This is a genomic window from Halobellus rarus (assembly GCF_024494595.1).
GTDB classification, from domain to species: domain Archaea; phylum Halobacteriota; class Halobacteria; order Halobacteriales; family Haloferacaceae; genus Haloquadratum; species Haloquadratum rarum.
Genome location: NZ_JANHDI010000009.1, coordinates 129545 through 155478 on the forward strand (window position 1 = coordinate 129545; position 25934 = coordinate 155478).

Sequence of the window (25934 nt, forward strand, 5' to 3'; positions counted from 1 at the left end):
CGTACTCAGTCCGGGCAATCACTCAGTGGGACGGATGGTCCTCAAACAAGCCGGGCATCACCACCGCGACCGGGAGGATGAGTACCGCGATACCCAACAGCAATAGCGGTCCGAACTGTGGATCAGTTCCGATAACCGACGCGACCGCTGTTGCGATTGGGCGTGTTTCTTTCTCGAGGCCCTGGCCAGCGATCCCAGTCGATGCGATCGCGATACCGGCCGTGATGAGGGCTGGCGGGCCACCTGCTTTCAGCGCACGGATGGGGCGATTCGAGGGGCCTTGCTTAGACATCTTCGATGACCTCTTGGTGTATTGGCAGACTCATTGTACAAATCAATTGATGAAATCTCGGGCGAGCGGGTACTCCCACGGCGTCCCGAAAATCGCTTTGATCGTTGCAACGAGCGTGAAGAGAGTTGTCAGAAGCCAAGCCAGCCCGGCAACGAACAGTAATACCATCCCCAGCAGGCCGACGATGTTGGCGACTGGGTCAGGGAGCGGTGACCACGAGACCATTTCGCCGCCAACTGTCATCGTATCGGTACCCAAGAGGAACGTCAGGAACGCACCGAAACTGAGAAGCAACACCGAGACGTGCCAGTTCAACGCATTTCGCGCGTTCGCTTTGGTGAACGGGTGATCAGAGACGAGGTAGACGAGTCCAGCTCCGATAACTCCTGTAAAGAGGGCTAATAGGTGGACAGCGATACCACCGATGGAACGTTTAGTTAGCAGGTCGGGACCACGATCGGACGTCATTGTATCTGTATCCATATGTGATGTGTGGATGGGGAGGGTAGCTTCAGCTCGATTCACGTCGTCGGCAGGAGATGTAACGGGCCAAACCGACTGCGGACCCGATGGACGATTCGCTCGGTGACCAGCAGAATGCCGCTGAACACGAGGACGTTGAACGCCGTCGCCCACAGTGCGATATCGCTCTCGAGACCAGGGTCGAAGCCCAGGATGGTCAACAGGCTTCCAGCAGCCAACAGTGCGAGTGACAACTGAAAGCCGGCGAGAACGAGTGTTCGCACCCCGACTGTATCCTGCAGTGTCAGGAAGCCACGGGTGGTGAGCCGATCGAGCGGGGACTCGGCCATAAGCGCACGTTTGCCTTCCGGCGAGAGTGGCCACTCCGAGTCGGGATACTTGATGTAGTAGAGGGTGACCGAATCAGGATACGCCTCGGTCGCAACCACATCGAGCTCTTGGAGTTCATTCAGTCGGTTCCGAACTGTGGCTTTACTCACATCGGGTTTCACGCGCGAGGCGAGTTGCCGGCTCGAAAAGAATGGTCGGTCGGCTTCGAGCATCGTCTCGACAACGTGTTCTTGTGTGAGCGTGTTATCGAGATTACTGTCGATACGCCTGTCAATCCAGTTCGGGGAGGGGACCACAGCGAACTGACGTATGACAGGGGGATAGAAAAAATTCGGTCCGGATTTCGCGGCCGCAAAACGGTGTTTGTAGCCCTCGAAACGGCTAAATCAGGGCTTAAGTGAGAGTTACTACCCGAACCCGGGGTCACGTTGCTCCGTATCTCACTACCGAGGTTCTGACGACCACCTTGAGGACGAGTTTGCAGTCATCTTGCTCGAAGCAGATGGCGACGTCGTCGACGAGATTGTGCTCGACCCTTCGGAGCTCCCCGCTGAGGCTGCCCATCCGGATGCCATCCTCGAAGTGACGCCCACGGATGGGAGAAGTAACGTCCGATCATCGATATTCTGAACTAGTCCTTGTTTGCGTCATTCCGACCGCTCTTCGGTTTCTTCATCCGCAAGTTCGACAACTGCTTGCCGGCGCAGGGCCCGCTCAAGGAACTCTTGGGGTAACGATGCGATATCACCGGTCTGCACCCGCCAGAAGTTCGCGTATAATCCGTCAGTTTCGAGTAGTGCTTCGTGCGTACCGTCTTCGACTACCCGACCGTCGTCGAGGACGAGAATTCTGTCGGCCGTCCTGACGGTCGAAAGCCGGTGGGCGATCACGAAGGTGGTCCGGTTGGCGGCGAACTCAGCGAGTCGATCTTGGATGATCGCTTCCGTTTCGGTGTCTACGGCCGACGTCGCCTCGTCCAGTACCAGAATTGCGGGGTCTTTGAGCATCGTCCGTGCAAGCGCCAATCGTTGTCGCTGTCCGCCCGAGAGTTTCACTCCTCGTTCGCCCACGAGCGTGTCATACTCGCTGGGAAGGTTTTCGATGAACTCGTGGGCCTGGGCCCGGCGAGCGGCCTCTTCGATGTCATCCTTGGTCGCGTCGAAGGTTCCGTATCGGATATTCTCCGCAACCGTCCCATAGAAGAGAAACGGTTCCTGACTCACGTATCCGATCGATTTCCGGAGGCTCTGTAACGTCACCTCGCGGACGTCTTGCCCGTCGATTCGGACGGCGCCGTCGTCAACGTCGTACAGCCGCGGAAGCAGTTTCAGCAGCGTCGACTTCCCTGCCCCAGTTGGCCCGACTACCCCGACGGTCGTCCCGCCTTCGACGGCGAAGTCGATCTCGCTCAGGACTGTCTCCCTGGAGTAGGCGAACCGGACGTCGTCGTAGGTTACGGCGCCGTTGGTAACTTCGAGCGCGCTGGCGTCAGGTCGATCACTGACTGCCGGATCCCGCGAGAGGACCCCCTGCACTCGACTGCCGGCGGCCTTCGCGCGCTCGTAGTCGTCGACGACATCGCCCAGTCTGAGAATCGGCCAGAGAAACTGCTGGGCGTAGATGACGAACGTGACGAACTCACCGGGAGTAAGCGTGCCCGTCAGACCGATCACTGGCTGGTCGAGCACCCACAACCCGCCGACGAGGAACGTAATCGCAAAGCCGGCTCCGGCGATGATGTTCAACCCCGGAAAGTAGGTGATCCGGACTTTGATTGCCGAGAGATTGGCGGACAGGTACTCGTCGGAGGCCGCGGCCACACGCTCTGTCTCGAACTGTTCGGCTCCCTCGCTTTTGATCACCTCGATGCCGCTGACGTTGTTTTCCAGCCGGGAGTTCAGGTCCCCGATCTCCTCGCGGATCGAGAGATACCGCGGCGCGATCACTCGTGTAAAAATCAGCGTGAACGCCGCGAGCAGCGGGATCGGCAGCAGGGTGACCGCGGTCAGCGGGAGGTTCAGGCCGACAAGGATAATCCCGATGCCGGCGATGGTCGTGAGAATCCACAGGGTGGCGCTTAGACCGTCCTCTAGAAACGTCTCGAGAGCGTTGACGTCGTTGTTGAGGACACTCATCAAATCGCCCGTCCGATGTCTGGTGAAATAGGCGAGTTCGAGGCTCTGGAGGCGCTCGTAGGCGTCGACTCGAAGGTTGCGCTGGATGCGCTGGGCGAAGACGCTCCAACCCCAGTCCTCGACCCAAGAAGCGACTGCGCCGGCGGCGGTCGCTCCCAACAAAATCGCGATCGAGAAGTACAATTGTCCCACGCCGGTGCCCGGAATGAGCACCTGCGGTACCAAGGGGAGCGTGTAGGGTCGCTCCGTGAGGAAGATTGCGTCGACAGCCAGGCCGATGATGAACGCGGGAATCAGTCCGAACAGCCGTCCGAGGATCGTGGCGACGGCACCGAGAGCGGCGTACCGTCGGGCGACGCCGTATTCGGTGTACAACCGCCAGACCGGGTTCTCCGACCTTGATGTAGATGTCCCCGGGCGACCCTTGTCGGATGGCCCGCGTTCTGAACTCATACAACTTTGATTGACGTGCGTGCGACAAGAGGTCACGGGTGCCAGTTACGTACATACAGCGTGGTTTCCGTTGAGGCAGGATTACTCGAAATACGTCAATGTGCATCGGATGGAGATCCGTATCGTTGTCTCGACTTGCTTCGACATCGTGGTTGACCCCGGTGAGTCCCGAGGTGAAACACTCATTTGCTGAGGACTGTTTAGTGTGTAGACATTCCGGAGATGATATTGAGACAGTACACACCGGCGATGATGAGAAAAACCCCGACAACGCCGGCAATATCGATTTGCTCGTCGAATGCGACAATTCCGATCGTTGCAACGCCAACGATTCCGAGGGCGGCCCACGTTCCGTACACGACCCCGACTGGTAACTCCTCTAGTGTCAGAGAGAGCAAGTAGAACGCGGCCCCGTACCCAAGAAGGACGACGAGGCTTGGAAGCGGCTGTGAGAACCCGTCGGACAATTTGAGAGACGTCGTTCCAACGATCTCGGAGAGGATCGCCAATCCGAGCAAGACGTATGGATTCATACCGACGTGACACTCAAAGTAGCGTGTTAGACATTTCGACTGCACTGAGGCATCTGTGTCAGTTGCTTCTAGCCGAATGTCACTGAACCAGCCGTGGAATCTCGCTTGCGAATGGAACAATCGAAGCGCTCAGTCACTCCCGTAGTCAGTGTACTGTAGGAGGAAACCAGGCACCACGACACCGACCCCGAATACGATCCCATAGACGATCTCTAACGGTAGGTCGGTGAACTCAAGGAGGCCAAACAGGAGTCCCATTGCGAGCAGAACGAAGATGCCAATGAGTTTGTTCTCCGCTGTCATCAACCCCTCCCGTCTGTAGAGGATATACAGTGATAGTCCCACTAAGACGACGATAGCGACGAGAACGCCGCTGAAAAGGTCTATCGACTCCGTAGCGAGACTGTAGAACAACCCGAGCCCAACTGCCACGTACGCAACCGCGAGAGCTACGACACCTCCTCGTCCGCCGAAATATTGGTCGTCGTCTACACTCTCGGAAGGTACCATAGTTCAAAATCACAGTAGGCTTCCAAATAAGTGCGTGCAAACTCCGAATCATTGAGTTACCCCGAACTATCCGGTCGATTTGTTCTCTGTATGCACTGGGCGATTCCTGTTTGGTGTGGGAAGTCTTCGATAACATCCTCTTCGTCACCCGAAAACCTGTTGGACGATAGAAATTTCAGCCGGTATTGTCGTGGAATTGGACGACGAGCCGTTCTGTGGCCAGAGCGTACACAGTCATTTCTCGGCCCTTTTCGGAGTACCACGTTTCGGTCGGCGTGATGATTTCCGCGTCGCAGAGTCGATCCAGGTGGTATGAGACGTTCTGGACAGATTGGTCGACCGACTTTGCAATCTCCGATGTCGTTTTCGGTTCCGATTTGAGCGTGCCCAAAATGGCTTGTGCTGTCTCGGAGGAGAGGACCTGTAGTACGTCGGTTGATTTGTTTCGATCAACGACGATGTTCGTTTGTTTGCGAGGAGCGTGATTGACTGGGGGCTGGTGTGGAAGGGCGCTTGCCATAGGTTTGCTGATCTCCGGATACCTCTGTTCAGTTTGTTCGGTACACTCCGAACAAGCGAATCAAACAATTTAATACTTACGAAATCCACAAGGAAAGTATGACTCAACAGACTTCCCATCACATAGAGTGGACAAACGAGTATCTATGAGTAAGGGCGATCGTGCCGTTGCACGCGAGCGCATTATCGAGTCGATGGAGCAATCGGCAGAAGTCTACGGCCTCAGTCGGAGTGCAGGCCGGATCTATGGCGTGTTATACTTCTCTGAAAACCCGCTTTCAATCCCGGATCTCGTCGAAGAAACCGGCTACGCGAAATCGACGATCAGCAACGTCACCCGGACGTTAACACGAATTGGGCTCATCCACCGTCGTTCTTCGGAAGGCGGTGGGCGACGTGTTCACTATTCGGCTGAGCGCGAGATCTGGTTCATTCTGCAGGACGTGTTCCAACAGTACATCAAACGGGAGATTCAAACGACGCTCCGGACGATTCAACGTGCGCAAGCACAACTACCCGACGATAGCGAAACCGAGGTTGAACGCATCGAAGAACTACGAGAAACCTATGAAGATTTTCAAGAGATCGTCACCCTCGCATCAAACTTCACTGCTGCAGAACTCCGCGAGGCCCTCGAATCCTACGACCGATAGTCACCAGTACACGGTGTACACACAGGTATCATCCCCCTCACGACGACAGGTGTTTCCAGTTTCCTCAATAAAGACGAACGCGTCGACAGACGCGTACTGTCTGGCAACACCGCGAATGAGTCCTCGATCAAAGGGGCAAGGATACGGATTATAACACGTTATTTCGCCGGTTTGGTCGTCGATCTGTTCGAACTCGTAGTACCCGATTTCACCACCGCGATGATTCTGTTGATAGGCTTCATCGATCGACTGCAGCCCCTGAGCAACAGTATCGAAATCGTTCGGCCACTCGGCGACTTCCGGAAGTTGTTCGCCAAGCCGATCAAGGACGTGCGGCTGTAGTTCCTCAGCGATCGTCTCGAAGGCATTCAACCACGTTTGTTGGGGATACCACTCCTCGGGATCCGGATCAGTGATCCCTTCCGCAGCTAGTGCCTGTAGCGCCCGTTCCTGATACTTCTCAGAGAAGCGTCCCATAGCCGTTTCGACAATCGTCAGTACCGTTTGACCGTTCACCTCTACGCCCTGGTCAAATGCTTCATAGGTGGCCATTGTGCATACCTCCGATTGGATCAGGAAAGTAACTTCGATGTAGGCCTTCCAACAAAAAACGGGATACGCCAGTAACGTTCCCTGCGGAAACAGTAGCTTCACGCGCCGATATCAGAGACAGCACGCTCGCCTCGGCAGTCTGTAATGTATCGGGGTACGGGTTGGAATGACGCTTTCAGCGCGTTTCGAGGTGATAGTAGACACGGCCCCAGAGCGCTGCATCGATCCCGTACCAGTAGAAGTAGACCATCGGCCAGATGATGATCCATCCAATGATCGTGAACAGGGAGGCACCGAGTACTAGCGTTGCGACAATGACGCCAATCCCGTTGATAACGAGGACGTACAGTAGAAACCCGTAGAGATACGTGGCTGTCGGAAGCTGTTCAGAAACGATCGACGGGCTGTAGGCTGTTCTCCAGTCGCCGGTGACTGCATAGTTCATATAGATACTGGGGTACACGTAGAAGCCAGCGATAGCAACGAACAATGCAAGCGGATCAGAGACTTCTGCTGTGAGAGCCACGGCCAGTGCGTAGATAATCGCGGCCGGTAGCAAGACAAAAACGAGCTTCACACCGTCGACAAGCAAAACTTTCCAGTCAGCAAACGATGGCGGCGTCGCATCGCCGCGTCCCGCTGCCCGAGTCAGACGGAGGAAATATCCTGCGGCGATAAAAAATGGGACGAGCAACCAGAAGAACAAGAACACGACACCCCCCCAGAGTACTGTTTCCCATCCATCACGACTCGGATAGAGCAACGAAAACCGCAACAACCCTTCCTCGTCAGGTGGTGGGGCCTCATCAGTAGCTGCCTGTGCAGAACTCATACGCAACGAATCGAGGTCAGGGATGAAAACAGTCTTTGAGAGTCAAACCTGGATTGAACCCTATTCGACCACACAATCGGCCTCGATGGGAGCCGTTCCTCGAGATCAGATATATTAAAAAATATGATCGTGTATCCGATGAGCTATTCATATGCCCTCCGTATTCGACAGTCCAGTCATCCGCTATGGCATAAGCCTCGTTAATGCCGCGGTCATCGCCATTATCGCGTTCGTCCTACTCGAAGGCACAATCCGCTGGGTCGCACTCGGGATTGCTGCTCTTGAAATAATTGTCACGCCACAGATACTGAAACACGCAGAGTAACGCTCCTGTGAGTGTGCCGTTCACAGAAAAGTCAAGGCGGATGCCCCGAGGCTTGACCTCGGGGAGGAAGCCGACAACCAATCACACAAACCACGCTACGATGGCAGTCTGACTCCTGATTATTAAATAACTACGCTTCTATATGTGAAACACAGTGGAATACCGTCGCACCGCCGTCATCAAGCTTGACACTCCCGAAGGGGGCGACTCGCTCCCCCGTGAGACTGTCGAGCAGTTCAAACACTGCGCCAACACCGCAAGTGAGTGGTGCTGGCACGGGCGTCGCCAGATTCCTGCGGAATCTGGCTGCCAACCAGAAAACGCGCCGCGTTTCTGGTGACGACGACGGATACCACGTTACATCCAAAGCCAAAGCCGAACGCGCTCTGTACGACCAACTCCGCGACGAAACTGACCTCACCGCTAATCTCGTCCAGAAAGGGATTCGACGGGCCGTCGAAGCAGTCAAGAGCGGTGTCGAGCGTCTCAAGCGTGGAGAGAACACGTCACGACCAGACTTCTCCGCAGACAGCGCGGTGTACAACAAACGTAGTGCAACGTTCCACCGCGACCACGTATCACCCTCCACCGTAGAAGGCAAAATCGAGTGCGACTACGTCCTCCCCGACGACTCAGAGAAACCACCGACAAAGTACATCTCCGACGAGGATTTCGAGTTTCGGATGGCGCACTTGCAGTACCGTGACGATGACTGGTACTTGCACGCTTCTATGCGAAAGGTCGAAGCAGACGAGGAATCGTCTGAATCCAATTCCAAGCACAGAACAGTCTTTGGCGTGGATTTGGGCGTCAACAACATCGCCGTCGCTTCAACCGGGCGATTCTGGTCGGCGGATGAGTTCAACCACTGGCGCAAAGAGTACGAGAAACGTCGTGGGTCGCTCCAACAGTGTGGCTCGCGTCACGCTCACGAGAACATCGAGAGTGTCGGTCGCAAAGAGACTGGGCGTTTCGAGATGTACCTGCACTCGGTGGCGAACGAGCTTATTCAGGAGGCTGTCGAACACGACTGCTCGCACATTGTGTTCGAGGACCTGACTCACATTCGGAAGAACATTCCCGAGGCGACGTGGTAACACGTCTGGGCGTTTCGGCGCCTCTACGAGTACGTCGAATACAAGGCCGAAGAGCACGGTATCGAAGCCGTACAGGTTGACCCGCGAAACACGTCGAAGCGTTGCTCGACGTGCGGGTTTACCCACGACGACAATCGCCATCAAGAATCGTTCGAGTGCCAAAAGTGCGGGTACGAGAATCACGCAGATTACAACGCCGCAAAGAACATCGGTTTGCAGTATCTCCGCTGTCGGCAAAACGCAAACGACGGAGGCGCACCCGTAGATGTGCGCTTGAATCGAGGGACTTGAACGTGAACGGCGAATATTCGCCTACCGTCGTTAACGGGTAGAACGGGAGTCCACGCGAAAGCCTCGGGGCTTGACCCCGAGGCAATTTACTTGCTGAAGAAGTCGAGTGACTCGCTGTCTGAGGTTTGAATACCTGCAAGACCAGTTTGGGCAATGAGTTGCAGTGCAGTATCACTCTCTCTGAGCGGTATCCGTGGCGTCGTCGCTCTCGGAACGCCGAACCCGAACGATATGCCGTTTTGGGCGGTCGAATCGGCGGTATGCTGAATATACCAAGTTTCCGTAGATAGGGGCCAGAAGGAAATACAAGACGTGCTCAATCCAACCCCCTCGAAATCCACGCTTGAGCACGGTTCGATCGGCTGTTTCGTCCTCGACTTCCCAACCGATTGCTTCGTAGTCTTCGACAGCGCGCTGACGGTCCTCTTCGGTATCGACGATCTCGCGCATATTGCTCCGCACTCCCGGGAGCTCAATGGTCTTTGGGTTACTTCCAGTCGCGACCAAGCGAACCCACAGATGAACAATCAATTCCAGTTCATCCGCCTGTGGTGAGTAGTTGGTCAACGGACATACAATTTCTTTGTTCAGGAACAATTATTTTCGTGAGTCGGCTACGGAAGGCTATGGACCGGGAGAAGGGTACAGACGTGTGTGTTGCTATTGGGATGCTACCTTTCGCAGCCTGGCTGGCACTCACAAGTCGTTCAATCTCCGCAGTTGGCTGTCTCCTGTTTAGTTTGACTGCTGTCTTGCGACTTCGCTCATCACGAGTGCGGATGTGGACTGACGAGAACGAGTGGCAATTTCTGGCGATTATGCTCCCGGTACTCCTGCTTACCGTGCTAGGTGCGTGGCCGACCACATAATCAATATCGTGCCGATATCAAGTAATCTATTCACTGGTATCTAGGGGAAAACGGAGGTTTGGGACGGCTTTCAGATGTTTTTCACCGACGAGAGCTGTCTTGCTGTCGTGAGGAGTTGGGTGTGCCGCTCCGAAACGTGTCCATCACGGTGCGGATGATGTTTGCTTCTGCTTTTTGGAGGTGGTCGCTGGCTGTTGGCGGTGCGCAGTTGAGTTCGGCGGCGATATCGTTGTGAGTTGCTTTACGAGGCTGGGTATAGTAACCGAGATCGAGTGCAGCTGTGACTGCTTCACGTTGCCTGTCACTTAGCCTCGCCACGGGGTCGTCGTCGTGACTTTCGATACGTCCGATTTCGTCGATTTGAACGTCGACGCTATCCGGAGCGGCTTCGAGAGCACGTTGGAGTGCTGCCGCGTTACCGACAACGCGGGCTGACATCGTCCCGTTACGGTAGATGATTGGTTTGCGGACGATGATACCCGCTTGTGAAGTTGCTCGGTGGATGGCAGCGAACAGTGGCGTTTCTTGCGGGCGCATCACGACCATCACGTATGTCTGTCCTTGGGTGGTATCGGACAGGTCTACCGAATCAATCCCGGCCGTGTTGGCTGCCCGTTCGGCAAAAGCTGTCGGGTCACCATCGACAGTATACAGGAGCGTTGACTGTTCGCCGGCAGTCAGACTCCAGTCAATCAGTCGGGCCTCTGTGATGACCGGTGAAGCGGCTAGAAGCGTGAAAAACTCCGGTGATCGGTCATCGTCGACCTGGACGGTAACCTGCAGGTGTTTCATTGACGGCCTCTCGAATATGGGCAGGGATAAATCCCCGATACATACCTCGCAGAATCTCTATTCTACAACCGAGCGTACTACAGAGCAGAGATGGAAGCTGTGATGGACTCTCGTGATGGCAGACGGTCCACTGATGAAAAGAAGCGACGAACTCTTCTGACTGGTCGGCCGCTCGTGGATGGAACGCCGGTTGACGGGCCAACACTTGAACTAGATCCCGAGAGCCCTGCTAGTGACCTGTTGCGACAGTCGCCTCGCCCGCTTGTTTCCGATCCGGTCAGCCGAACGTGGGCAACACTGCTAGAGCGGCCAGATCCAGACGGGGCTGATCGCCCAGTTCTTGTTCAATGGGTATCACCGGAATCTCCTGCGCCACCTGTTCACTACCATCCGACGACAGAGACGTTCAGCGCGCTTGAAGGGCAACTCACCGTTGTCTGCGACGGAGAGCCGATTCACCTCAGTCCCGGAGAATCGCTGACCGTTAATTCAGGGCAAGAACACACGTTTCGAAACGAGACGGATGACACCGTTGCATTCAGGGCTGAGCTTCCATCGATTCGCACGGCAAAAGGCCTCTACACCGGCTGGGGTCTGGCTCACGAGCGCGGCAGAGATGGTAATGGTGAGTATCCCGGGCCGGGGTTAGGACAAGCGCTCGTGATCGCGGCTGATCTCTACGATGAGACGACGATGACGATGGCTCCTGTACTGGCGCAACAGTTCCTGTGGGCGACCGTCGGTCGAGTTGCTCGGCTATCGGGAGTGAGCGGTATTGATGAGGCGTATCTTGATGAGTCGTTCTGGAATCAACACGTTGAACAGCCAGAGTGGGGGCAATCTGAGGATGCTGGGTACTGACACGCATCTGCCGGCGTTCGAGGGTGAGTTGTCAGTCCCCATCGTCACATATCTTGTCGTGCTTTTTGTCCTGTCTCTATTCTTGGTCGACCCCGACGAACATCTCTGGGAGGTGATCTATCCCCAACCCACCGACGACTAACCACCTTCATAACAAACTTTCGAGGAAGCGTTTCTATCTGTTTGTAGGCTCGTTATCTCGGCTGATTCGGCTGTGGAGTCGTAGAATACATACCGCGAGATGAGTTCTATGGCTCCCTAAGGCAGACAATTCCAACTCTTGTGGAACGAAACGCTGCTCATACGGAAATGTCTGCGCTGACTTCCATAACATGGATAATGAGAGAACAGTAACCGGAACAGGGCTCTGAGCGGCCCACGAGATATGAGCGATTTTGAGAAAATCTCTATCAGCGGGATGCCGTCATTGGGTCACATCACCGTTATTGTTATCCGGTGTGGTTTGTAAAGTGAATGACTAACTCTTCCACAGCGAGCGCGTAAACAGTCATTTCGGTTCCTTTTGTGGAGTACCACGTGTCTACAGCCTCAACGACGCCGGCTTCGCAGAGGTGTTCAAGGTGGTACTTCGCGTTTTGGATAGATGTGTCGGCACCCTCTGCGAGGTCTGAGGTTGTCGCTGGCTCGTCGTCAAGCGCCGCTAGTATCTGCTGTGCTGTGTCCGAGGAAACTGTTCGGAGCACGTCAGTCGGGGGGCCGTCGTCAATGACGACGCGAGTTCGTTCACGCGGCGTGTGGTCGACAGGGGTGTGGTGGGGGAATACAGTTGGCATAGATTCTGGTTGAGACGGGTTATCGGCTGTTGTACGTGGTGATGCGGTCGCTGAGTTCGAGTGGTCCATCACGCCAACGAACATACGCGAGTAGCAAGAGGCCGCCGAGGAGGGCGAACCCGACGAAGACGAGCCCTTCTTCTCCGACCCACCGCGATGGGCCGACGATGTCGACAGCGAGGAGTTCCGGGGTCTGCTGTGAATGTCCGAGTCCGAATATCGCGCTTTGTGTGAAATTATAGAACACGTGAAAGCCGATACTGAGAGCGAGTTCCCCGGTCAGAACGTATACGCCACTCAGTATGAGTCCAGCTATCAGGTAGTACCCGTACTGGCTCAGGTGCGTTACTTTCGCGCCGTGAAGAAACGCGAACACGAGTGTACTGACCGTGACTGCGAGTCCAATAGCCATCCACCGGGGGACGAATCCGGTCGCTCCCTCGGCAAGGTTCGTCAGCATCGCACCGCGGATGATGAATTCTTCCCACGTAGCGGCGAAGGCGATATACGCGAACACGACTCCAAGCGCTGGTAGGAACGGCAGGTCGCCGGATCCTTGCATAACGCCACCGAACGTGGCCCAACCAGTACCGAGAGACACAACAAGTGCACCAGCGTTGATTACTGTGGCGACGAGCCCACCGACAGCAACCGAGTGCCACCATTCTCGATCGAGCGATAGACCGAACCCGCTCACGGGCCGTCGGTCAATGACTCGTGCACTGAGAAGGACTGCGCCGAGGAGAATGACGGCAATCCCCGTTAGTTCTAGGAGTTCTCGTATTGGATGGTCGAATCTGGCCCGTATTTCGGTCTGGAGGATTGCGAGGACGAGAAACGTTAGCACTGTCGGTAATAGCGCGCGTAGCGGTGCACGGAGTCGGCACTGCTCAGAGTTCCAGACCGGCCAGAGGAGTTGCAGAATCCTCTGACGGAGAGTGGTCGGTAGAATACGGTCAATCCTCGATTGTAACGACATACACGGTTCAAGAGGACGGGTACAAGTAGCATCCCAGGCACGGCTTCCGCTTCAGAAGCCGTGGCGGGTTTTTTAATTGATACCCAGGCTTGGCATACATATGGTTGAGGACGAGGATGCCGTCTTAGCGTTACTCGACGACGAGTACGCCCGAGCGATCCTCGCTCACCTCACAAGTGAACCGATGTCAGTCGATGAACTCTGTACGGCCTGTGAGATGTCCGATGCGACGGCGTATCGCCGTCTCAACCGGTTGCTGGAGGTTGACCTCGTGACCGAGAAGCAAGAAATTGACCCCGATGGTCACCATTACAAGCGGTATGCGGCGACTGTTGAGGCTGTTACCGTTGCGTTCGCTGATGGGGCCTACGAGGTAGATGTAACACGGTCGACAACCGACCCTGCCGACAGGTTCACAGAGCTGTTTGAGGGGTTGTCCTGAGATGCGTCTCTTACAGTTGGAAGCGACTGGGACTGACCCGTTCATAGCACTCGGCGTGCTCGTCCTCTCTGTGGTCTCAGTAGTGCTTTCGCTGATTATCGCCGTGGTTCTGGTTCGCGGCTACCGTCAAGGACCCGCTCACCGCGGGACGCTTTGGCTCGCCGTCGGCCTCATCTTCTTGATAACGGTACCCGAGTTGCTTCGTGTCGGGTTGCCGACGGCGACCGGTATTGGGGTCGTCGGTCGTTCAGTGCTTGTCAGTGTCTGTGAGCTGTTCGGCCTTGGGACGATCCTGTGGACCGTGTACGGAGGTGGGGCTCGGTGATAATAGACAGTCTGCTGGTGATAGAACTACTTGGTGTGGGTTTGGTAGCACGCGGCTTGACTGCTATCGTCGGACTGTTTGTCGCTGCGCTGGCGTATCGGGGGTACCAACGGAATGGTTCCGAAAAGATGCGGGCGCTTGCTATCGGTATCGGTCTGTTGACAGCCGGCGTTTTCGTGGCGGTTCTACTCGCGGACATCACTGGTGCGGGGAACGGCGTTGTCTTACTCGGCCGAGGTCTCGTGACGGTGATTGGGCTGTGCGTCGTGCTGTACGCTATCATTATGGCGTAACTACATCTAATACCGGACGCGTTCACCACTGGTTTCGGATGAGCTGAACGTCGACTACGGCCAGTCAGGGTCGATACCGACCAGATCGGCGCTGATCGTCCAGAGCCGCTGCCGGTTCTCTGGATCGGTCGCTTCCGTCGACGGAGAGGTGATTCCTTCTCCGGTGACGTACGTGCCGGTTCCATCACCGAATTCCGGGGCCGTGACGAGGTGGCAAAGTCGCCGTGCGCCTTCCTGTTGGGTAGTGCCGATACCGGGGATGATGGCTGCCGCTCGGACCATCGCTCGTGTCCAGATCGGGGCGTCGCGGAACAGGTTCGTCGACGGGACGAAACCGGGGTGGAAGCAGTTCGCCGTGACTTCGGTGTCTTCGAGTCGGTCGGCCAGTTCGAGTGTGAACGCGACCGTGGCGAGTTTCGAGCGGGCGTACGCTTGGAGCGAATCGTACTCGTTGGTGAACTGGATATCGTCGAAATCGAACGTGGCGCGACGGTGGATATCTGAGGCCGTAACGACGACCCTGGTTGGTTCTGAGGTTCTGAGTCGGTCCAGTAGTTCGTGTGTCAGGAGATACGGGGCAAGGTGATTAACGGCGAACGTGAGTTCGACGCCGTCCTCGGTTTCGGTGCGACGGTGAGCTGAGAGCCCAGCGTTGTGAACGAGGGCGTCAATCCGGTCATAGGTATCGAGGAGTTCCGTCGCAAGAGAACGAACGGTGGCCTGCGTTGCGAGGTCCGCCTGGTGAAATCGGATATCGCCGTCGAGCGGAGTCGTGTCAGCGACGAGTGTGTCTCCGCGCGTCTGGTCTCGGCCGATGACGGCAACGGTCGCACCCTGTGTAGCGAGTTCCGTTGCAGCGATGCGACCGATGCCGCTCGTCCCGCCGGTCAGCACCACGACGCGCTGTGTGTCCGCACTGGTTGTCACGTATCGTTGCAGGATTCGAACGGCAGATGCGTGTGAGTTTCGGTACTGAGTGCGATCGGATCAAGTTGTCGTGCCATCGCAAGCAGTGATTACTTCTGCCAGGGTTCGACACGTCAGATTATGACATATTCACAACAGTATGGGCTGTCCGCGATCGACCTCTCCGGACGCCAGTATTCCGTCGAGCAGACTGGACGGGATCAGAACTTTCGCCCCGCGTACGAAGCGAGGGACGTTGCGGGCGACACGATTTTTCGCACCACGTACCAGATGTACGAGGAAAAAGACGAGTTCCCATTCGTCGACGCCGACGGGACTGAAATCTGTCGCGTGAAGGCTATCGATACGTGGGATATCGCCGGCGACTATCTCCTCACGGACAGCCATACCGACGAAGAACTCGTTATCTTTGATAACGACCTCTCGCTGTTACAAGACACGTGGCGGATCCGCGACGCCGACGACCGGTCGCTGCTTGCCGAGATCAACTCCCGCGGCGCACTCGTCACCCTCGCGCGGAACCACGATTGCCGCGACGACGATCCCACCGCCGTCGGCAACTCGCGCTCGATGGATGGCCGGTGCTGGCGTCGCCGGCCTCTTGCTGTTCATCGTCGCAGTAATCGGTGTCGCCGTCACGGTGGCGTCGATGAATAGACCGACGCTGTTCAACCGGCCGCCCGCCTGGTTCGAGGTTGTGTTTGTCGTGCCGACGCTGGGAGCTCTCGCATCGGTCAGTGCAGTTGCCCGTGCAGGCCGTGCGTGGGTACAAGATGACTGGTCGCTCCCCACTCGTGCCCGACTGGATGAGATACGGGAAGGACTCGGTATGAACCTGGGCGAACATACAGAACGCTGTAACTCAAAGACCTACGTATGAACCAGCCATCCTCTGAGGACGAGAACGACGCCGACAGCGAGGAAAAAGAAATTAACGAAACGCTGGATCGAGTGATCAACTTCCTCGCAACGTATCTCCCGTAGTTGTCACGCGAGAAGCTGGTAGGTCTGTGCGCCAGCCTCGAGAACTACGATATCACCTCATACACGTCGAATTCAGCATAGTCGGAACGTTTACTGGGAAATCAAACTTCTTTATCCCGTCATTCGAATCTCTCTGATATGCCCTCCAAATCGCTGTCGCTTACGGTGAGGATGGTTGCTGCTATTAGTGGACTCGCGGTCGTTACGGTGGGGTTTCTCGTCGGGGTCTGGGCTGTTCTCTATGGCGTTCTCACGTTTTTTGACGTGAGCCCGGCATCACCCCTCGCAGCAGGGATTACCACGCTGACGATTGTGACCGTCGGATATCTCGAATACAGGCAGATCGACACGATTGAGCGAGTTGCTGACGCCCAACGTGTCGATAGGGAGGCCGAGCCAGCGTTGTACGAGGTCGTCACACGCATCGCATCACAAATCGGTATTCCAGTCCCGACCATCGCGCTCTCGGAACGTCAAACACCCGAAGCACTCGCCGTCGGATTTCGACCGGGGAACGTCCATTTGATTCTGTCTCGCGGGACGCTCAACGCTCTTGACGGAACTGTCGAACTAGAAGCCGTAGTCGCTCACGAACTCGCACACGTGAAAAACCGGGATGCGATGGTAATGACGATCGTCTCACTGCCAGTCATCCTCGCTTATGGTCTCGGATCCCGACTCGCAGACGTTGAAAATCCGGGGTGGGCCGCAATCGTCATCGTCCCGCTCGCATTCATATCGACGCTTGTCTGGGGACTCGGAAACGCAATCACTGCTCGCCTGTCCAGAGTGAGAGAACACGCCGCAGACCAAGCCGCAGCAGAGATTACCGGATCACCTGCGGCCCTCGCTAGTGCACTCAAACGGCTCGATCAAGATATCTCGGAGACGCCAAACCGAGATTTACGTGAGGCGTCCGGTATCTCGTCGTTGTCAATTCTTCCGCTTGAACCGGAAGAACTCGAAAAGGTGATGCTCGGTCCAGAGGGCAACACGGAACCGTCGTACTGGTGGCTTCGCAAACGACTCCACCGGTTCGAACGCTGGCTGTTCCGAACACACCCACCAACGGACGACCGCATCGAACAACTCGCTGCTTACGAACGCAGCCAAGAACGGCACTCAGCACCAAAGGTACGGTCTTGATGGGAAACGACCTGAAACGTTCGAACCGTTCGTGGAAACCTATGGGAGGTGCTCGGAAACAGAAGGGAATCCGCGTATGTCTTCAGCCGATCTGTCGTTCCAGGTGCTATGTGCGTTGCGGGGTCCACAGCCCATAGAGGATCGCTACGAGCCCCGCGAGTTCGCTGACTTGCCCGACGCTATTAACGATCGGGATCGGTACGTCGAGCCCGAATCCTAAGATCACGAGTGCAGCCCCTGGAACACCGAGAATGAGCGCGAATCCGAGAGCGATAAACAGCATCGGTCGGCTTTGGTTCCGCCGGTAGCCGAGATACGCGAGGTAGCTGATCGTCAAGCCGAGCGCGACGGAGATCAGTTCACTGTAGGTGCGAATACGGCTCAGCGTATCGAGATCGATCGACTGGAGGAGTAGTTCAAGCGTGGTCATCTGTTTTCGACGAAGCGAGTGAAGCGGTCGGCCATCCGTTCACGACGGGAGACGGTGATCTCGAAGTTCTCATCGGTGAGTTCCAGCGTGACGCTGTGGAGTTGCGCCTGGTACACTTTGTAGTTCTTCCCGTCCGTGACTGGTCGGATCTCTTCGGACACGAGGTCGTGCTGTTGGAGTCGTTCGAGGCGGCGGTAGATCGTCGGTTCCGACGCGTCGATCCGTGCGCTGAGTTCGGATGCCGAACAGGGATCGTTTTTCGTTTCGATGAGGATGTGCCGGGCACAGTCATCCGCGAGGAGGTCTGTGAGAGCCGCCGCGTCCGTTCCATCCGACACCACAACTGCCACATCTATGTCGTTCTCAATAACAGTTCGGTACCCGTATCGGTTGCGCCTGGCTTCAACCGCTGAAACCAGGCGACGGCGCTCTTTGATATGGCACGTGCAGGCTTCAGTACCGATGTCGAAGTCAAATATGCCCCGCGATGCGGACGATCCCTCCGAACAGGCTACTGGCTCTACTGGAGAGACAGATCATCAGAGACAGCTCAAACGGATACTACTCGCCCCGTTCTGGAATCGTACTGAACGCCGCCCCCGTGCACTGTGGCGGATCCTCGGCGCGTTCGTTCTCGTCGCTATCGGCTCACAGGTGCTCCCGTCTGTACTGTTCGGGAATAGCGATCTCCCGCCGTCGGTGCTGGGATTGGCTCAGAACGTCTTTATTGTTGGTACCGTGGTTTTCGTGATCGTGGTCTGGGCTCAGTACGTCGATCACCGCCGAGTCACCGAATACGGCCTGGAAGTCGGACCGGAATGGCTTCGTGATGCGAGTGTCGGTGTCGTCATCGCATTCGTCGCCTGGGGACTGGCACTTGCAGTGCATCTAACCAGGGGCTGGGCATACACCGCGGCTGTGCTGTCACCGGGCAACGCTGCGAACGCACTTCCCTTTGCGCTGGCTCTACTCGCGTTCGTCGTCCAGTTCTTGCTCGTCGGGATCTGGGAAGAGCTTCTGTTTCGCGGACTCGTGCTGAAAAACGCCGCCGAAGGATTCCATTCGCAGTGGGTTTCGGAACGCGGTGCGGTGCTGGCCGGACTCGGTGCGTCCTCGCTACTGTTTGGCGCCGTTCACGCTGACCAAGCGACCTCGCTACCCGCGCTTGGGTTCTGGGTGTTGATGGGGCTGGTTCTCGGCAGTACATACATCGTAACCGACTCGCTGGCACTTCCGATCGGACTACATTTCGCAACGAACCTCGCGTTCAACAACGTCTACGGATTGAGTAATGTCCGACCGGAGACTGCAGAGATCGCTGCCACGCTACTCCGCCCGGAATTCACCGGGCCCACACGATTCGTCGGCGTATCAGGCCTCGTTAACGTCGGTGTCGTCGTACTCATCGCCGCACTCTCGATCGGGTACGTAACGATCCAGTACGGCCCTATAAGGGTGAGAGTGGCGTCTGTGTATGCTATTGATTCCGAGTCAACATAGACTGCGTCTCGACCATTTTGGCACGTGATAGTGACTCACGGAAACCACGAACTCGATACCTACGGACAGCAAATTCGAAGGACTGGAGTCGCGTTCTTAGTCGTGCTCTTTTTCTTCGGTGTACTCGCCCAGATGCTGATCTTCTGAGCGGCACTCCCTACGATTCTCCGAGGAGTTCAGGTAGCTCTCGCTGTGGGCGAGCTTCGCCGCGAGCTCGGAGATCGTGTCGCCGCGGTCGACGTTGGCGAGGACCTCGAGTTCGATGCGCCGGAGCACGGTGTAACATAGTACGAAATTTATTTATAAAGAAGTTTTGAGTAGTGTTACAGACAGCAGACACAGGAGCCGTCCCCCATCGTTTTAACCAACAAATCTATGGATTAGCGGGTTATGTTGGTTAATACGGAGAGAGAGTCGATGTCCTACGAACCCCCGACCCCACCGGCAAACCTCCCGACGGAGATCGTTAACACACTCAACGAATCGGACCCGGAACGGCTCCAAGATATTGCTACGTACGCCGAAGCGCTAGCCGAGCACAAGGAACGTGAGGCCCGTCTCGAGGAATCAGCAGATCAGGAAGAAGTGGAGGATCGACCAGACGACCTCCCGGACGACGTCCCGTCGAAGGCCACAATCACGATCAAGGAGATCAATAACAACCGCTACTACTACTGGCAGTGGCGGGATGGAGAGAAAGTTCGATCACAGTATAAGGGGCCCGTGGAGTCGGACGGTAGAAACTGATTGCAACCACTTTGCTTCGGGTACGATCTTTGGTGGAGTAGTCGGAAGATGCCGAAGTTATGGGACGTTGACCTAATGGCTTACCCCCCGGGGATGTCCGCAATTTCACGACACGCGGTTTCATATCTCGCTGAGACGGTTATCTCGATAATCGCGTCTGTCATTCCCTCACCAGTGCCCCCCGGGTTGTCCGGAATTCGATCTCCTCTCAGAAGAACTCCTAGTCGGACCGAGAGTGGATCAATTGTCTGGCGGAATATTTTTCGAGTAATCGTTGATCAGTCTTAACCTACAATAAGTGTGAATCTGGAGTAACTGTTGGTTAAGGCGAGATCTCGTTATATCTCGGAAACGAGGAGTCAACGACGACGCTACTGACGATGGGTCAATTGGATCAGTAGATAGCACCCCCGCCCCCGGGGTCGTCCGCAATTCATCAACCCCAGGGGAAGGAGGAAGACACACTATTCCCGTAGTTGACGAGGAGTCGCTTGGGACAGACATCAGTTGTCGATATCAAGAACAACCAGCTCTGATGCTCTACTCTTCTGGTGTGACCTTTGTCTGATGTAGCCTGTTTAGCACGGCAACGATGAGAAGATATCCATCACAGACCCCCGCCCCCGGGGATGTCCGCAATTCCACGATATGAGGGTATACGAGTTCACACAGTATAGACGATACAGTACTTAAACAGCTGTGGATGTGAATCTTAAACGTCTATTTGAATGCTCTACACACTACTTACTACTATTAATAGAAAGATATATTATATACGTCACCGAGAACCACCGGCGATCGTGTCGAATTATTGGATTCTCTTGGAAACGGCCCAGTTGAACCGACTACCTCTCCCCCACTGTTTCGTTGGATAATTGCGGACAACCCCGGGGGCCCGGGTGAATGTTCTGTTCTAACGTGAAACGATGTCAAACGAGTGAACGACCCCACCCTACTCGCTCACCGCTGACGCGGTTCGCTCCTTGAGGGTGGGGCTTCCTGTTTCTACGACGCGCTTTGCAGATACAGGCGTATCCACAGGGAGCGCAGTCTCCACAGGCGTTGATTCGGAGTGAACCACTCCTACTTCTTCGAGACCGCGAGAAAGAATATTCCACGCCGCATTCGCGTCCCTATCCGCCTCGAACCCACACGACGGACACGAGTGTTCACGGACCCACAGCGGTTTGTCCGTCTTGACACCGCAGGACGCGCACTCCTTCGTCGTATCTTTCGGGTCAACTGCGACGAAGTGCGTTCCTTCGCGTTCGCACTTGTATTCGAGCATCCGAAGGAACGTTCCCCACGCCGCACCTGCTCGGTTCCGTGAGTTACCCGGCAGTTCGACCAGTCCTTTCGCGTCCAAATCCTCAACGGCCACCAAGTCGTACTCGGTGGCGTAGTAGTTCGAGAGTTTGTGCAAGAAGTCTCGCCGCTTCCGCTTCAACTCGGCGTGGCGTTCGGCCACGACCTTGCGCTGTTTCTCCCAATTGTTCGAGCCGTGTTCTTTCCGCGAGAGGTCGCGTTGTGCGCGTTCGAGTCGCTCACGTTCCTCGCTGAAGTCGGGACTTTCGATGGCGTACCCGTCAGTGTCGTGGGCGTACTTGAGAATCCCCACGTCGATACCAACGACTTGCTCTGGTTTCTCAGGTTTCTCCGGCGTTGCTTCGTCCACGTCGATACCGAACGTGGCATACCACTCGCCCGTGGGTTCTTGCTTGACCGTGACCTGTTTGATGGTCGCGTTCTCGGGAATGTCTCGGTGGAGGTGAATCGGAATCTCACCAATCTTACTCAACCACAGGACAGACCGACCACTCGTATTCTTGAGTTTGAAGCCGGACTGGTTGTAGGTGAGCGACCGATACTCCCGAGGCGGTTTCCACTTGAGGCTTCCCACGGCGTGCCCATTCTCCTTCTGCACTTTGAGCGTGGAGAGGTTGCCGTAGATGCGCTTGACGACCATCTGGAGGACTTTCGAGTGAACATTTTCGAGGTCGCCCCACCACGATTTGAGGTCGGGAAGTCTCCCCTGCACCTCGTAGCGAGCAGGAATGTCGTCTACCTCGTTGAGTTTGGAGAGGACGTGATTGTACAGTTGCCTACAAGTATCGACGTGGTGCAGAAGCGTCTCAGCGATGTCTTCTGGCGGGTTGAGTCGATACTTGTAGTTGTACTGCATATCTTACTCGTTTGAATCGGGTTCGGAGACGCGGACCACTTTCACGTCGGCTCCGCGCCAGCGTTTGGGAACGATGACGTGAGCACTATTCCCCGACGGTTTTGCGGTTCCGTCGAGGACTTCTTCGCCTTCGATTTCAAACCTATCCATCGTCTTTGTATAGACCATGGATATACATAATGGTAGCGGTGGGCCTGTGGGCCGGGTGGTGAACGTGTTTGAGAATTGGGCGGCGCTGTATCCCCTTCCTACTGCGCTACTCAGTCGCTTCGCTCTCTGCGTTGCTCCTTGAGGAAGGGGACTTAGCGCCTAATTCCAGTTAAATACCGCTTATAGGACACTAATTCCGGACGTCACGGGGGGTTATTCGGACAAACCGGACATTACGGACACGGGGGTTTTATGTAGGGTGAGGACAGGAAATATGCACAATGGACTCGTCCCCGTACTCCACCACCTCAGAAATCTTTGCGGTCGGCGGCGAGGACTACCTCAAAGAAGGCCACACGCCCACGACGCTTCCGGAACGGCGAGACGAGATCTTGAAGCTTCGCCGTTCGCTGAAGCCTGCCGCCCGTGGTGCCGGCGCCGAGAACACGTTCCTCTCGGGGAAGGCCGGACAAGGAAAGACGGCGGCCGCAAAAGCAGAGCTCGCCGAGCTGGAGGCATTCGCCGATGCTCAGGATCTCGATCTAACGACGGTGTTTTTCTCTTGTGAAGGGATCTCCTCGAGCTACACGCTCGCGTGTGGGCTCTGTGAGGTCCTCGGTGGCGAGAACCCCAATGGGCATCCGATGCAGAAGGTACTCGACCACCTCTGGGACGCGATGAACGACATCGGCGGGACCGTCATCATCGTCCTCGACGAAATCGACAATCTCGGCACGGACGACAAAATCCTCTATTCACTCCCCCGTGCACGCGACAAAGACTACGTCAATGACGACGTCTATCCATCGATAATCGGCATCAGCAACGACCTCAAGTGGCGTGACAACCTCGACCCTGCCGCGAAGGACAGCCTCTACGATGACTCGATCTTCTTTGCCCCCTATGACGCGAACGAACTCCGTGACATCCTCTCTCGACGTGCGAGCAAGGCGTTCCGAGATACGTCGCTCGTTTACGAGACTCCCGACGGCGAGGAGTTCGAGCTCAGCGTTGACCTCGACGACGACGATGGCTCGCTTGCCACGACCTTCGACGCCATCGACGTCGACAGAGCCGACTGCACACTCCTCCGTATCGATTCGGACGTCCTGTCTGACGACGTGATCCCGCTCTGTGCCGCATACGCGGCCCAAGACAAGGGGAGCGCCCGGCAGGCGATCAAGTACCTCCGAAAGGCCGCCGCCATCGCGGAGTCCGAGGGTGATGCACGTGTTGAAGAAGAGCACGTTCGGACTGCCCAGGGCGAGGCTGAAAGAGAACTCATCATCGAGGGGATGGAACAGCTCACGACACAGGGCCACCTCGCACTAGCTGCGGTGACGATTCTCGAACTCGGAGGTCACACCGGTATTCGGACTCGTGATGTCTATGAGGTCTACAAGTCACTGTCAGACCATATCGACGCCGATCAACTGGCACAACGTCGGATGCGCGACCACCTTATCGAACTCGATATGCTGAGCATCATCCGCGCGCGCAAATCCGCCTCCGGCTCCGTTGGTGGCGAGGCATACACGTTCGAACTCCGCGTCGAACCGTCGACGGCAATCGACGTACTCGAAGCAGTCTCTCGGTTCGACTCCGTCGACTTCGATGACCTCGCGAAGAACTGGCTGAACGAACAGCAGAAGCTGGGGTAACGGAGCTGTCTTTTTTCTCACCCCCCGGGTATGTCCAGAATTGACGACGGTTCTCTGCCTATCTCGCTCACGTAACGACGTTAATCAGGGTAATAAATTCCGATTAGGCGAAACACACAAGTCATTATCGTAATAATGATTATCTAGATAACGACCTTCTACGCCAAGAAGGCGGACAGCATCGTCGGATTAACCAACAGTCCGGGGGGTCATAGCTCAATTGTTGGTTACGACTCTCTAAACCCACGGTGATCTCGTCCTCACGTAATTCTGCTGACGGCCCCGCATATCCCCCGAGCCTACGATCTGATGTGATCGACGATTGTTCTCTGCGCGGTTACATCGTCGTTATTGTACTGTTTGAGTCGATCCCAGTCTGGTTCTTCGCCCTCGAGGAGATACCGTGTGTACTCGCTCCCGACCACGAATCCAGTGACGGTCGGGTCTTGATATTCAAAACCGAGTGCGCTTGCTACGACGTCCAATTTATGTCGATTGAAGAGCCCGAAGAGTTCCTGTTGTGCAGTTATCCCGAGGTCGTGTGCTCGCTCCAGATGGTCGATCCCCTCAGTGATGCCGTGTTCGTCGAATCTTCGACTTAGACACTGTTCGTCGAAGTAGTTCCCTCCGTAGTAGATGATTGGCTCGAAGCTATGATCATTAAGGTACTCAGACAGCCCTGAAGGAGTGCTGACTCGTCGTCCGGATCGAAGAATTGTCGGTACGCATCGTTCTGGTAACTGTAGGTGCCGACCAGCCAGATCCGCTATGGGCCGCATCGGCTCTCTCTGCAATCAACGCGTTCTTCGCAGGATATGTCGCGTACATCGTGGCCCCAATAACTGCGAACCAGATGACCAGTATTCCGATCACGGAAGTGAACGGCAATCCCGAGGTAAACTTGCTCACGGACAGGATAGTTCCTACCAAGAACGCAGTTGCGAGAGAACCACCGATTCCGAGGTAGACACGATTCATTCGATCGGCGAACTCACCACCCCCCCAGCGACGCGATACTACCGCTAGTCAACGAGAAAAACGCGAGATTGCTGACAGCCACTTTTGCACCAGTTTCAGTGGCAACGTATGACGTAGTGAAGGTTTGAACGGCCCGGTGTTGAAGCGGCATAAGTTACGTGATGAGGGTCAGGATAACGATTTCTTGAGTCACCAACGCGGTTGCGGTGTCCCGGACAGAGCACAAATGAGAACGCAGCCTCTTTCCCCCGGTAGACTCAGGAGACGGCGTCACTTCGATCGAGACTGTCCGAATCGGAGGGCAACGAGGAGACGCCCTCTCAGGAACCGGTCGAACGACGAAACCCGATGACCGATTCAGCGTTCAGCTATGAGGCCGCTAAACAGCGGCCTTTCTACGCCCGGGAGGCTACGATTGAGGACTTCGATTCCTGGCTGAAGTACGAACTGGAGCGCGAGCTCAACCAGCAGGGCTATCAGAACATCGTCGTTCGGGAGATGACTGATGCTCTCCTGCGAACAGTCGTGGAGGAAGATCTCGTGGACGAAGTGGCCGAACGGTTCGAACAAGCCCGCGAGTCCGCTTCTTTAGAATCGACTGAATAGCTTACTATTCTAAAATAGAATACTATTCTATCATACCCCACAGTAGTTCCAGAATAGCTGAATATCCTGCTTGTAGGCCGGACTCGGTCGGGCCCGGTGTCACAGAAGTTGAGACTGGCCATCTCAATGCATAGCTGGTAGTGGAGGAACGAATCAGTTGTGTGGATACTGTTCTCTTCCGGGCGAAAGCGTAGCTACAACCATCTTGACTGAGAAACCGGCACAACCGCTTAATGCACGTCGTCTGATGATACCTATGATCT

29 protein-coding genes and 3 pseudogenes are annotated in these 25934 nt (G+C 55.9%); 13 read left to right on the forward strand and 19 right to left on the reverse strand.

Annotated features, from left to right (window positions below; all coding sequences use genetic code 11):
• Positions 1–334 precede the first annotated feature (334 nt).
• The 6 genes from NO876_RS11640 to NO876_RS11665 form a co-directional block, all read right to left on the reverse strand.
• Positions 335–775, reverse strand: coding sequence for a DUF4870 domain-containing protein (locus NO876_RS11640; RefSeq protein WP_256421841.1), 441 nt, complete (start codon positions 773–775; stop codon positions 335–337).
• 38 nt (positions 776–813) lie between these two features.
• Positions 814–1317, reverse strand: coding sequence for a hypothetical protein (locus NO876_RS11645; protein WP_256421842.1), 504 nt, complete (start codon positions 1315–1317; stop codon positions 814–816).
• A 435-nt stretch (positions 1318–1752) separates the two neighbouring features.
• Positions 1753–3693: an ABC transporter ATP-binding protein gene (locus tag NO876_RS11650; RefSeq protein ID WP_256421843.1), complete on the reverse strand. Its 1941-nt coding sequence runs from the start codon at positions 3691–3693 to the stop codon at positions 1753–1755.
• A gap of 200 nt (positions 3694–3893) precedes the next feature.
• Positions 3894–4226 (reverse strand): DMT family transporter, encoded by a 333-nt coding sequence (locus NO876_RS11655; protein WP_256421844.1) that lies wholly within the window; start codon positions 4224–4226, stop codon positions 3894–3896.
• 129 nt (positions 4227–4355) lie between these two features.
• The gene (locus NO876_RS11660) at positions 4356–4736 is read right to left on the reverse strand and encodes a DUF7987 family protein (protein ID WP_256421845.1); all 381 of its coding nucleotides are present in this window, start codon (positions 4734–4736) and stop codon (positions 4356–4358) included.
• A 175-nt stretch (positions 4737–4911) separates the two neighbouring features.
• Positions 4912–5256, reverse strand: coding sequence for an ArsR/SmtB family transcription factor (locus tag NO876_RS11665; RefSeq protein ID WP_256421846.1), 345 nt, complete (start codon positions 5254–5256; stop codon positions 4912–4914).
• A 145-nt stretch (positions 5257–5401) separates the two neighbouring features.
• Here NO876_RS11665 and NO876_RS11670 point away from each other — a divergent pair, with 145 nt between their 5' ends.
• Entirely contained in the window at positions 5402–5908 is a 507-nt protein-coding gene (locus NO876_RS11670; protein WP_256421847.1) for a GbsR/MarR family transcriptional regulator, read from the forward strand.
• Here the strand turns inward: NO876_RS11670 and NO876_RS11675 are convergent, their stop codons facing one another.
• A complete protein-coding gene (locus NO876_RS11675; protein ID WP_256421848.1) occupies positions 5909–6460 on the reverse strand; it encodes a hypothetical protein in 552 nt (183 codons plus the stop codon). It lies immediately after the preceding gene.
• Between the two features lie 175 nt (positions 6461–6635).
• Positions 6636–7292: a DUF4013 domain-containing protein gene (locus NO876_RS11680; protein WP_256421849.1), complete on the reverse strand. Its 657-nt coding sequence runs from the start codon at positions 7290–7292 to the stop codon at positions 6636–6638.
• A gap of 151 nt (positions 7293–7443) precedes the next feature.
• On the opposite strand from NO876_RS11680, the gene NO876_RS11685 reads away from it, so the two are divergent.
• Both NO876_RS11685 and NO876_RS11690 read left to right on the forward strand, forming a co-directional pair.
• Positions 7444–7617, forward strand: a complete 174-nt coding sequence (locus NO876_RS11685; protein ID WP_256421850.1) for a hypothetical protein — start codon at positions 7444–7446, stop codon at positions 7615–7617.
• Positions 7618–7771: 154 nt separating this feature from the next.
• Positions 7772–9102 (forward strand): annotated as a pseudogene (locus tag NO876_RS11690) (RNA-guided endonuclease InsQ/TnpB family protein).
• Between the two features lie 74 nt (positions 9103–9176).
• Here NO876_RS11690 and NO876_RS11700 read toward each other — a convergent pair.
• Both NO876_RS11700 and NO876_RS11705 read right to left on the reverse strand, forming a co-directional pair.
• On the reverse strand, positions 9177–9455 hold the full coding sequence (locus NO876_RS11700; protein WP_256421852.1) for a DUF8108 domain-containing protein: 279 nt from the start codon (positions 9453–9455) through the stop codon (positions 9177–9179).
• Between the two features lie 500 nt (positions 9456–9955).
• The gene (locus NO876_RS11705; protein WP_256421853.1) at positions 9956–10666 is read right to left on the reverse strand and encodes a helix-turn-helix domain-containing protein; all 711 of its coding nucleotides are present in this window, start codon (positions 10664–10666) and stop codon (positions 9956–9958) included.
• Positions 10667–10756: 90 nt separating this feature from the next.
• Here NO876_RS11705 and NO876_RS11710 point away from each other — a divergent pair, with 90 nt between their 5' ends.
• On the forward strand, positions 10757–11527 hold the full coding sequence (locus NO876_RS11710; protein WP_256421854.1) for a cupin domain-containing protein: 771 nt from the start codon (positions 10757–10759) through the stop codon (positions 11525–11527).
• 449 nt (positions 11528–11976) lie between these two features.
• Here NO876_RS11710 and NO876_RS11715 read toward each other — a convergent pair whose 3' ends face one another.
• Entirely contained in the window at positions 11977–12321 is a 345-nt protein-coding gene (locus NO876_RS11715) for an ArsR/SmtB family transcription factor (RefSeq protein ID WP_256421855.1), read from the reverse strand.
• Between the two features lie 19 nt (positions 12322–12340).
• Positions 12341–13168 carry a CPBP family intramembrane glutamic endopeptidase gene (locus NO876_RS11720; RefSeq protein ID WP_256421856.1) on the reverse strand — a complete coding sequence of 276 codons (828 nt, stop codon included), beginning with the start codon at positions 13166–13168 and terminating at the stop codon, positions 12341–12343.
• Between the two features lie 232 nt (positions 13169–13400).
• Here NO876_RS11720 and NO876_RS11725 point away from each other — a divergent pair, with 232 nt between their 5' ends.
• From NO876_RS11725 to NO876_RS11735, 3 genes are read left to right on the forward strand one after another with little or no spacing between them, the layout of a single operon-like run.
• Positions 13401–13742, forward strand: coding sequence for a winged helix-turn-helix domain-containing protein (locus NO876_RS11725; RefSeq protein ID WP_256421857.1), 342 nt, complete (start codon positions 13401–13403; stop codon positions 13740–13742).
• Between the two features lies 1 nt (position 13743).
• A complete protein-coding gene (locus tag NO876_RS11730) occupies positions 13744–14067 on the forward strand; it encodes a hypothetical protein (RefSeq protein ID WP_256421858.1) in 324 nt (107 codons plus the stop codon).
• Positions 14064–14360 (forward strand): DUF7521 family protein, encoded by a 297-nt coding sequence (locus tag NO876_RS11735; protein ID WP_256421859.1) that lies wholly within the window; start codon positions 14064–14066, stop codon positions 14358–14360. The genes NO876_RS11730 and NO876_RS11735 overlap by 4 nt, the downstream gene beginning before the upstream one ends.
• Before the next feature lie 54 nt (positions 14361–14414).
• Here NO876_RS11735 and NO876_RS11740 read toward each other — a convergent pair whose 3' ends face one another.
• On the reverse strand, positions 14415–15287 hold the full coding sequence (locus NO876_RS11740; RefSeq protein WP_256421860.1) for an SDR family oxidoreductase: 873 nt from the start codon (positions 15285–15287) through the stop codon (positions 14415–14417).
• A 120-nt stretch (positions 15288–15407) separates the two neighbouring features.
• Here NO876_RS11740 and NO876_RS11745 point away from each other — a divergent pair, with 120 nt between their 5' ends.
• Together NO876_RS11745 and NO876_RS11750 are read left to right on the forward strand one after the other, a co-directional pair.
• A complete protein-coding gene (locus NO876_RS11745; protein WP_256421861.1) occupies positions 15408–15944 on the forward strand; it encodes an LURP-one-related/scramblase family protein in 537 nt (178 codons plus the stop codon).
• Between the two features lie 465 nt (positions 15945–16409).
• The gene (locus NO876_RS11750) at positions 16410–17417 is read left to right on the forward strand and encodes a M48 family metalloprotease (protein ID WP_256421862.1); all 1008 of its coding nucleotides are present in this window, start codon (positions 16410–16412) and stop codon (positions 17415–17417) included.
• A gap of 106 nt (positions 17418–17523) precedes the next feature.
• On the opposite strand, the gene NO876_RS11755 is transcribed toward NO876_RS11750, so the two are convergent.
• Together NO876_RS11755 and NO876_RS11760 are read right to left on the reverse strand one after the other, a co-directional pair.
• Entirely contained in the window at positions 17524–17847 is a 324-nt protein-coding gene (locus NO876_RS11755) for a DUF7521 family protein (RefSeq protein WP_256421863.1), read from the reverse strand.
• Positions 17844–18185: an ArsR/SmtB family transcription factor gene (locus tag NO876_RS11760; RefSeq protein WP_256421864.1), complete on the reverse strand. Its 342-nt coding sequence runs from the start codon at positions 18183–18185 to the stop codon at positions 17844–17846. The genes NO876_RS11755 and NO876_RS11760 overlap by 4 nt, the downstream gene beginning before the upstream one ends.
• A gap of 139 nt (positions 18186–18324) precedes the next feature.
• On the opposite strand from NO876_RS11760, the gene NO876_RS11765 reads away from it, so the two are divergent.
• The gene (locus NO876_RS11765) at positions 18325–19347 is read left to right on the forward strand and encodes a CPBP family intramembrane glutamic endopeptidase (protein ID WP_256421865.1); all 1023 of its coding nucleotides are present in this window, start codon (positions 18325–18327) and stop codon (positions 19345–19347) included.
• A gap of 174 nt (positions 19348–19521) precedes the next feature.
• Here the strand turns inward: NO876_RS11765 and NO876_RS11770 are convergent.
• A pseudogene (locus tag NO876_RS11770) lies at positions 19522–19623 on the reverse strand (transcriptional regulator TrmB); the annotation flags it as partial.
• Between the two features lie 141 nt (positions 19624–19764).
• Between NO876_RS11770 and NO876_RS11775 the strand changes: the two are divergent.
• On the forward strand, positions 19765–20094 hold the full coding sequence (locus tag NO876_RS11775; RefSeq protein WP_256421866.1) for a DUF6788 family protein: 330 nt from the start codon (positions 19765–19767) through the stop codon (positions 20092–20094).
• A 952-nt stretch (positions 20095–21046) separates the two neighbouring features.
• Here the strand turns inward: NO876_RS11775 and NO876_RS11780 are convergent.
• Complete coding sequence (locus NO876_RS11780) at positions 21047–22276, reverse strand: RNA-guided endonuclease InsQ/TnpB family protein (RefSeq protein ID WP_256421867.1); 1230 nt, start codon at positions 22274–22276, stop codon at positions 21047–21049.
• A gap of 3 nt (positions 22277–22279) precedes the next feature.
• Positions 22280–22426: a DUF2080 family transposase-associated protein gene (locus tag NO876_RS11785; RefSeq protein ID WP_256421868.1), complete on the reverse strand. Its 147-nt coding sequence runs from the start codon at positions 22424–22426 to the stop codon at positions 22280–22282.
• A 281-nt stretch (positions 22427–22707) separates the two neighbouring features.
• On the opposite strand from NO876_RS11785, the gene NO876_RS11790 reads away from it, so the two are divergent.
• Positions 22708–24087 (forward strand): Cdc6/Cdc18 family protein, encoded by a 1380-nt coding sequence (locus NO876_RS11790; protein WP_256421869.1) that lies wholly within the window; start codon positions 22708–22710, stop codon positions 24085–24087.
• Positions 24088–24386: 299 nt separating this feature from the next.
• On the opposite strand, the gene NO876_RS11795 is transcribed toward NO876_RS11790, so the two are convergent.
• Positions 24387–24866, reverse strand: coding sequence for a ribonuclease H-like domain-containing protein (locus NO876_RS11795; RefSeq protein WP_256421942.1), 480 nt, complete (start codon positions 24864–24866; stop codon positions 24387–24389).
• A gap of 487 nt (positions 24867–25353) precedes the next feature.
• On the opposite strand from NO876_RS11795, the pseudogene NO876_RS11800 reads away from it, so the two are divergent.
• Positions 25354–25671: pseudogene (locus NO876_RS11800) on the forward strand (DUF7970 domain-containing protein); the annotation flags it as partial.
• Positions 25672–25934: the final 263 nt, after the last annotated feature.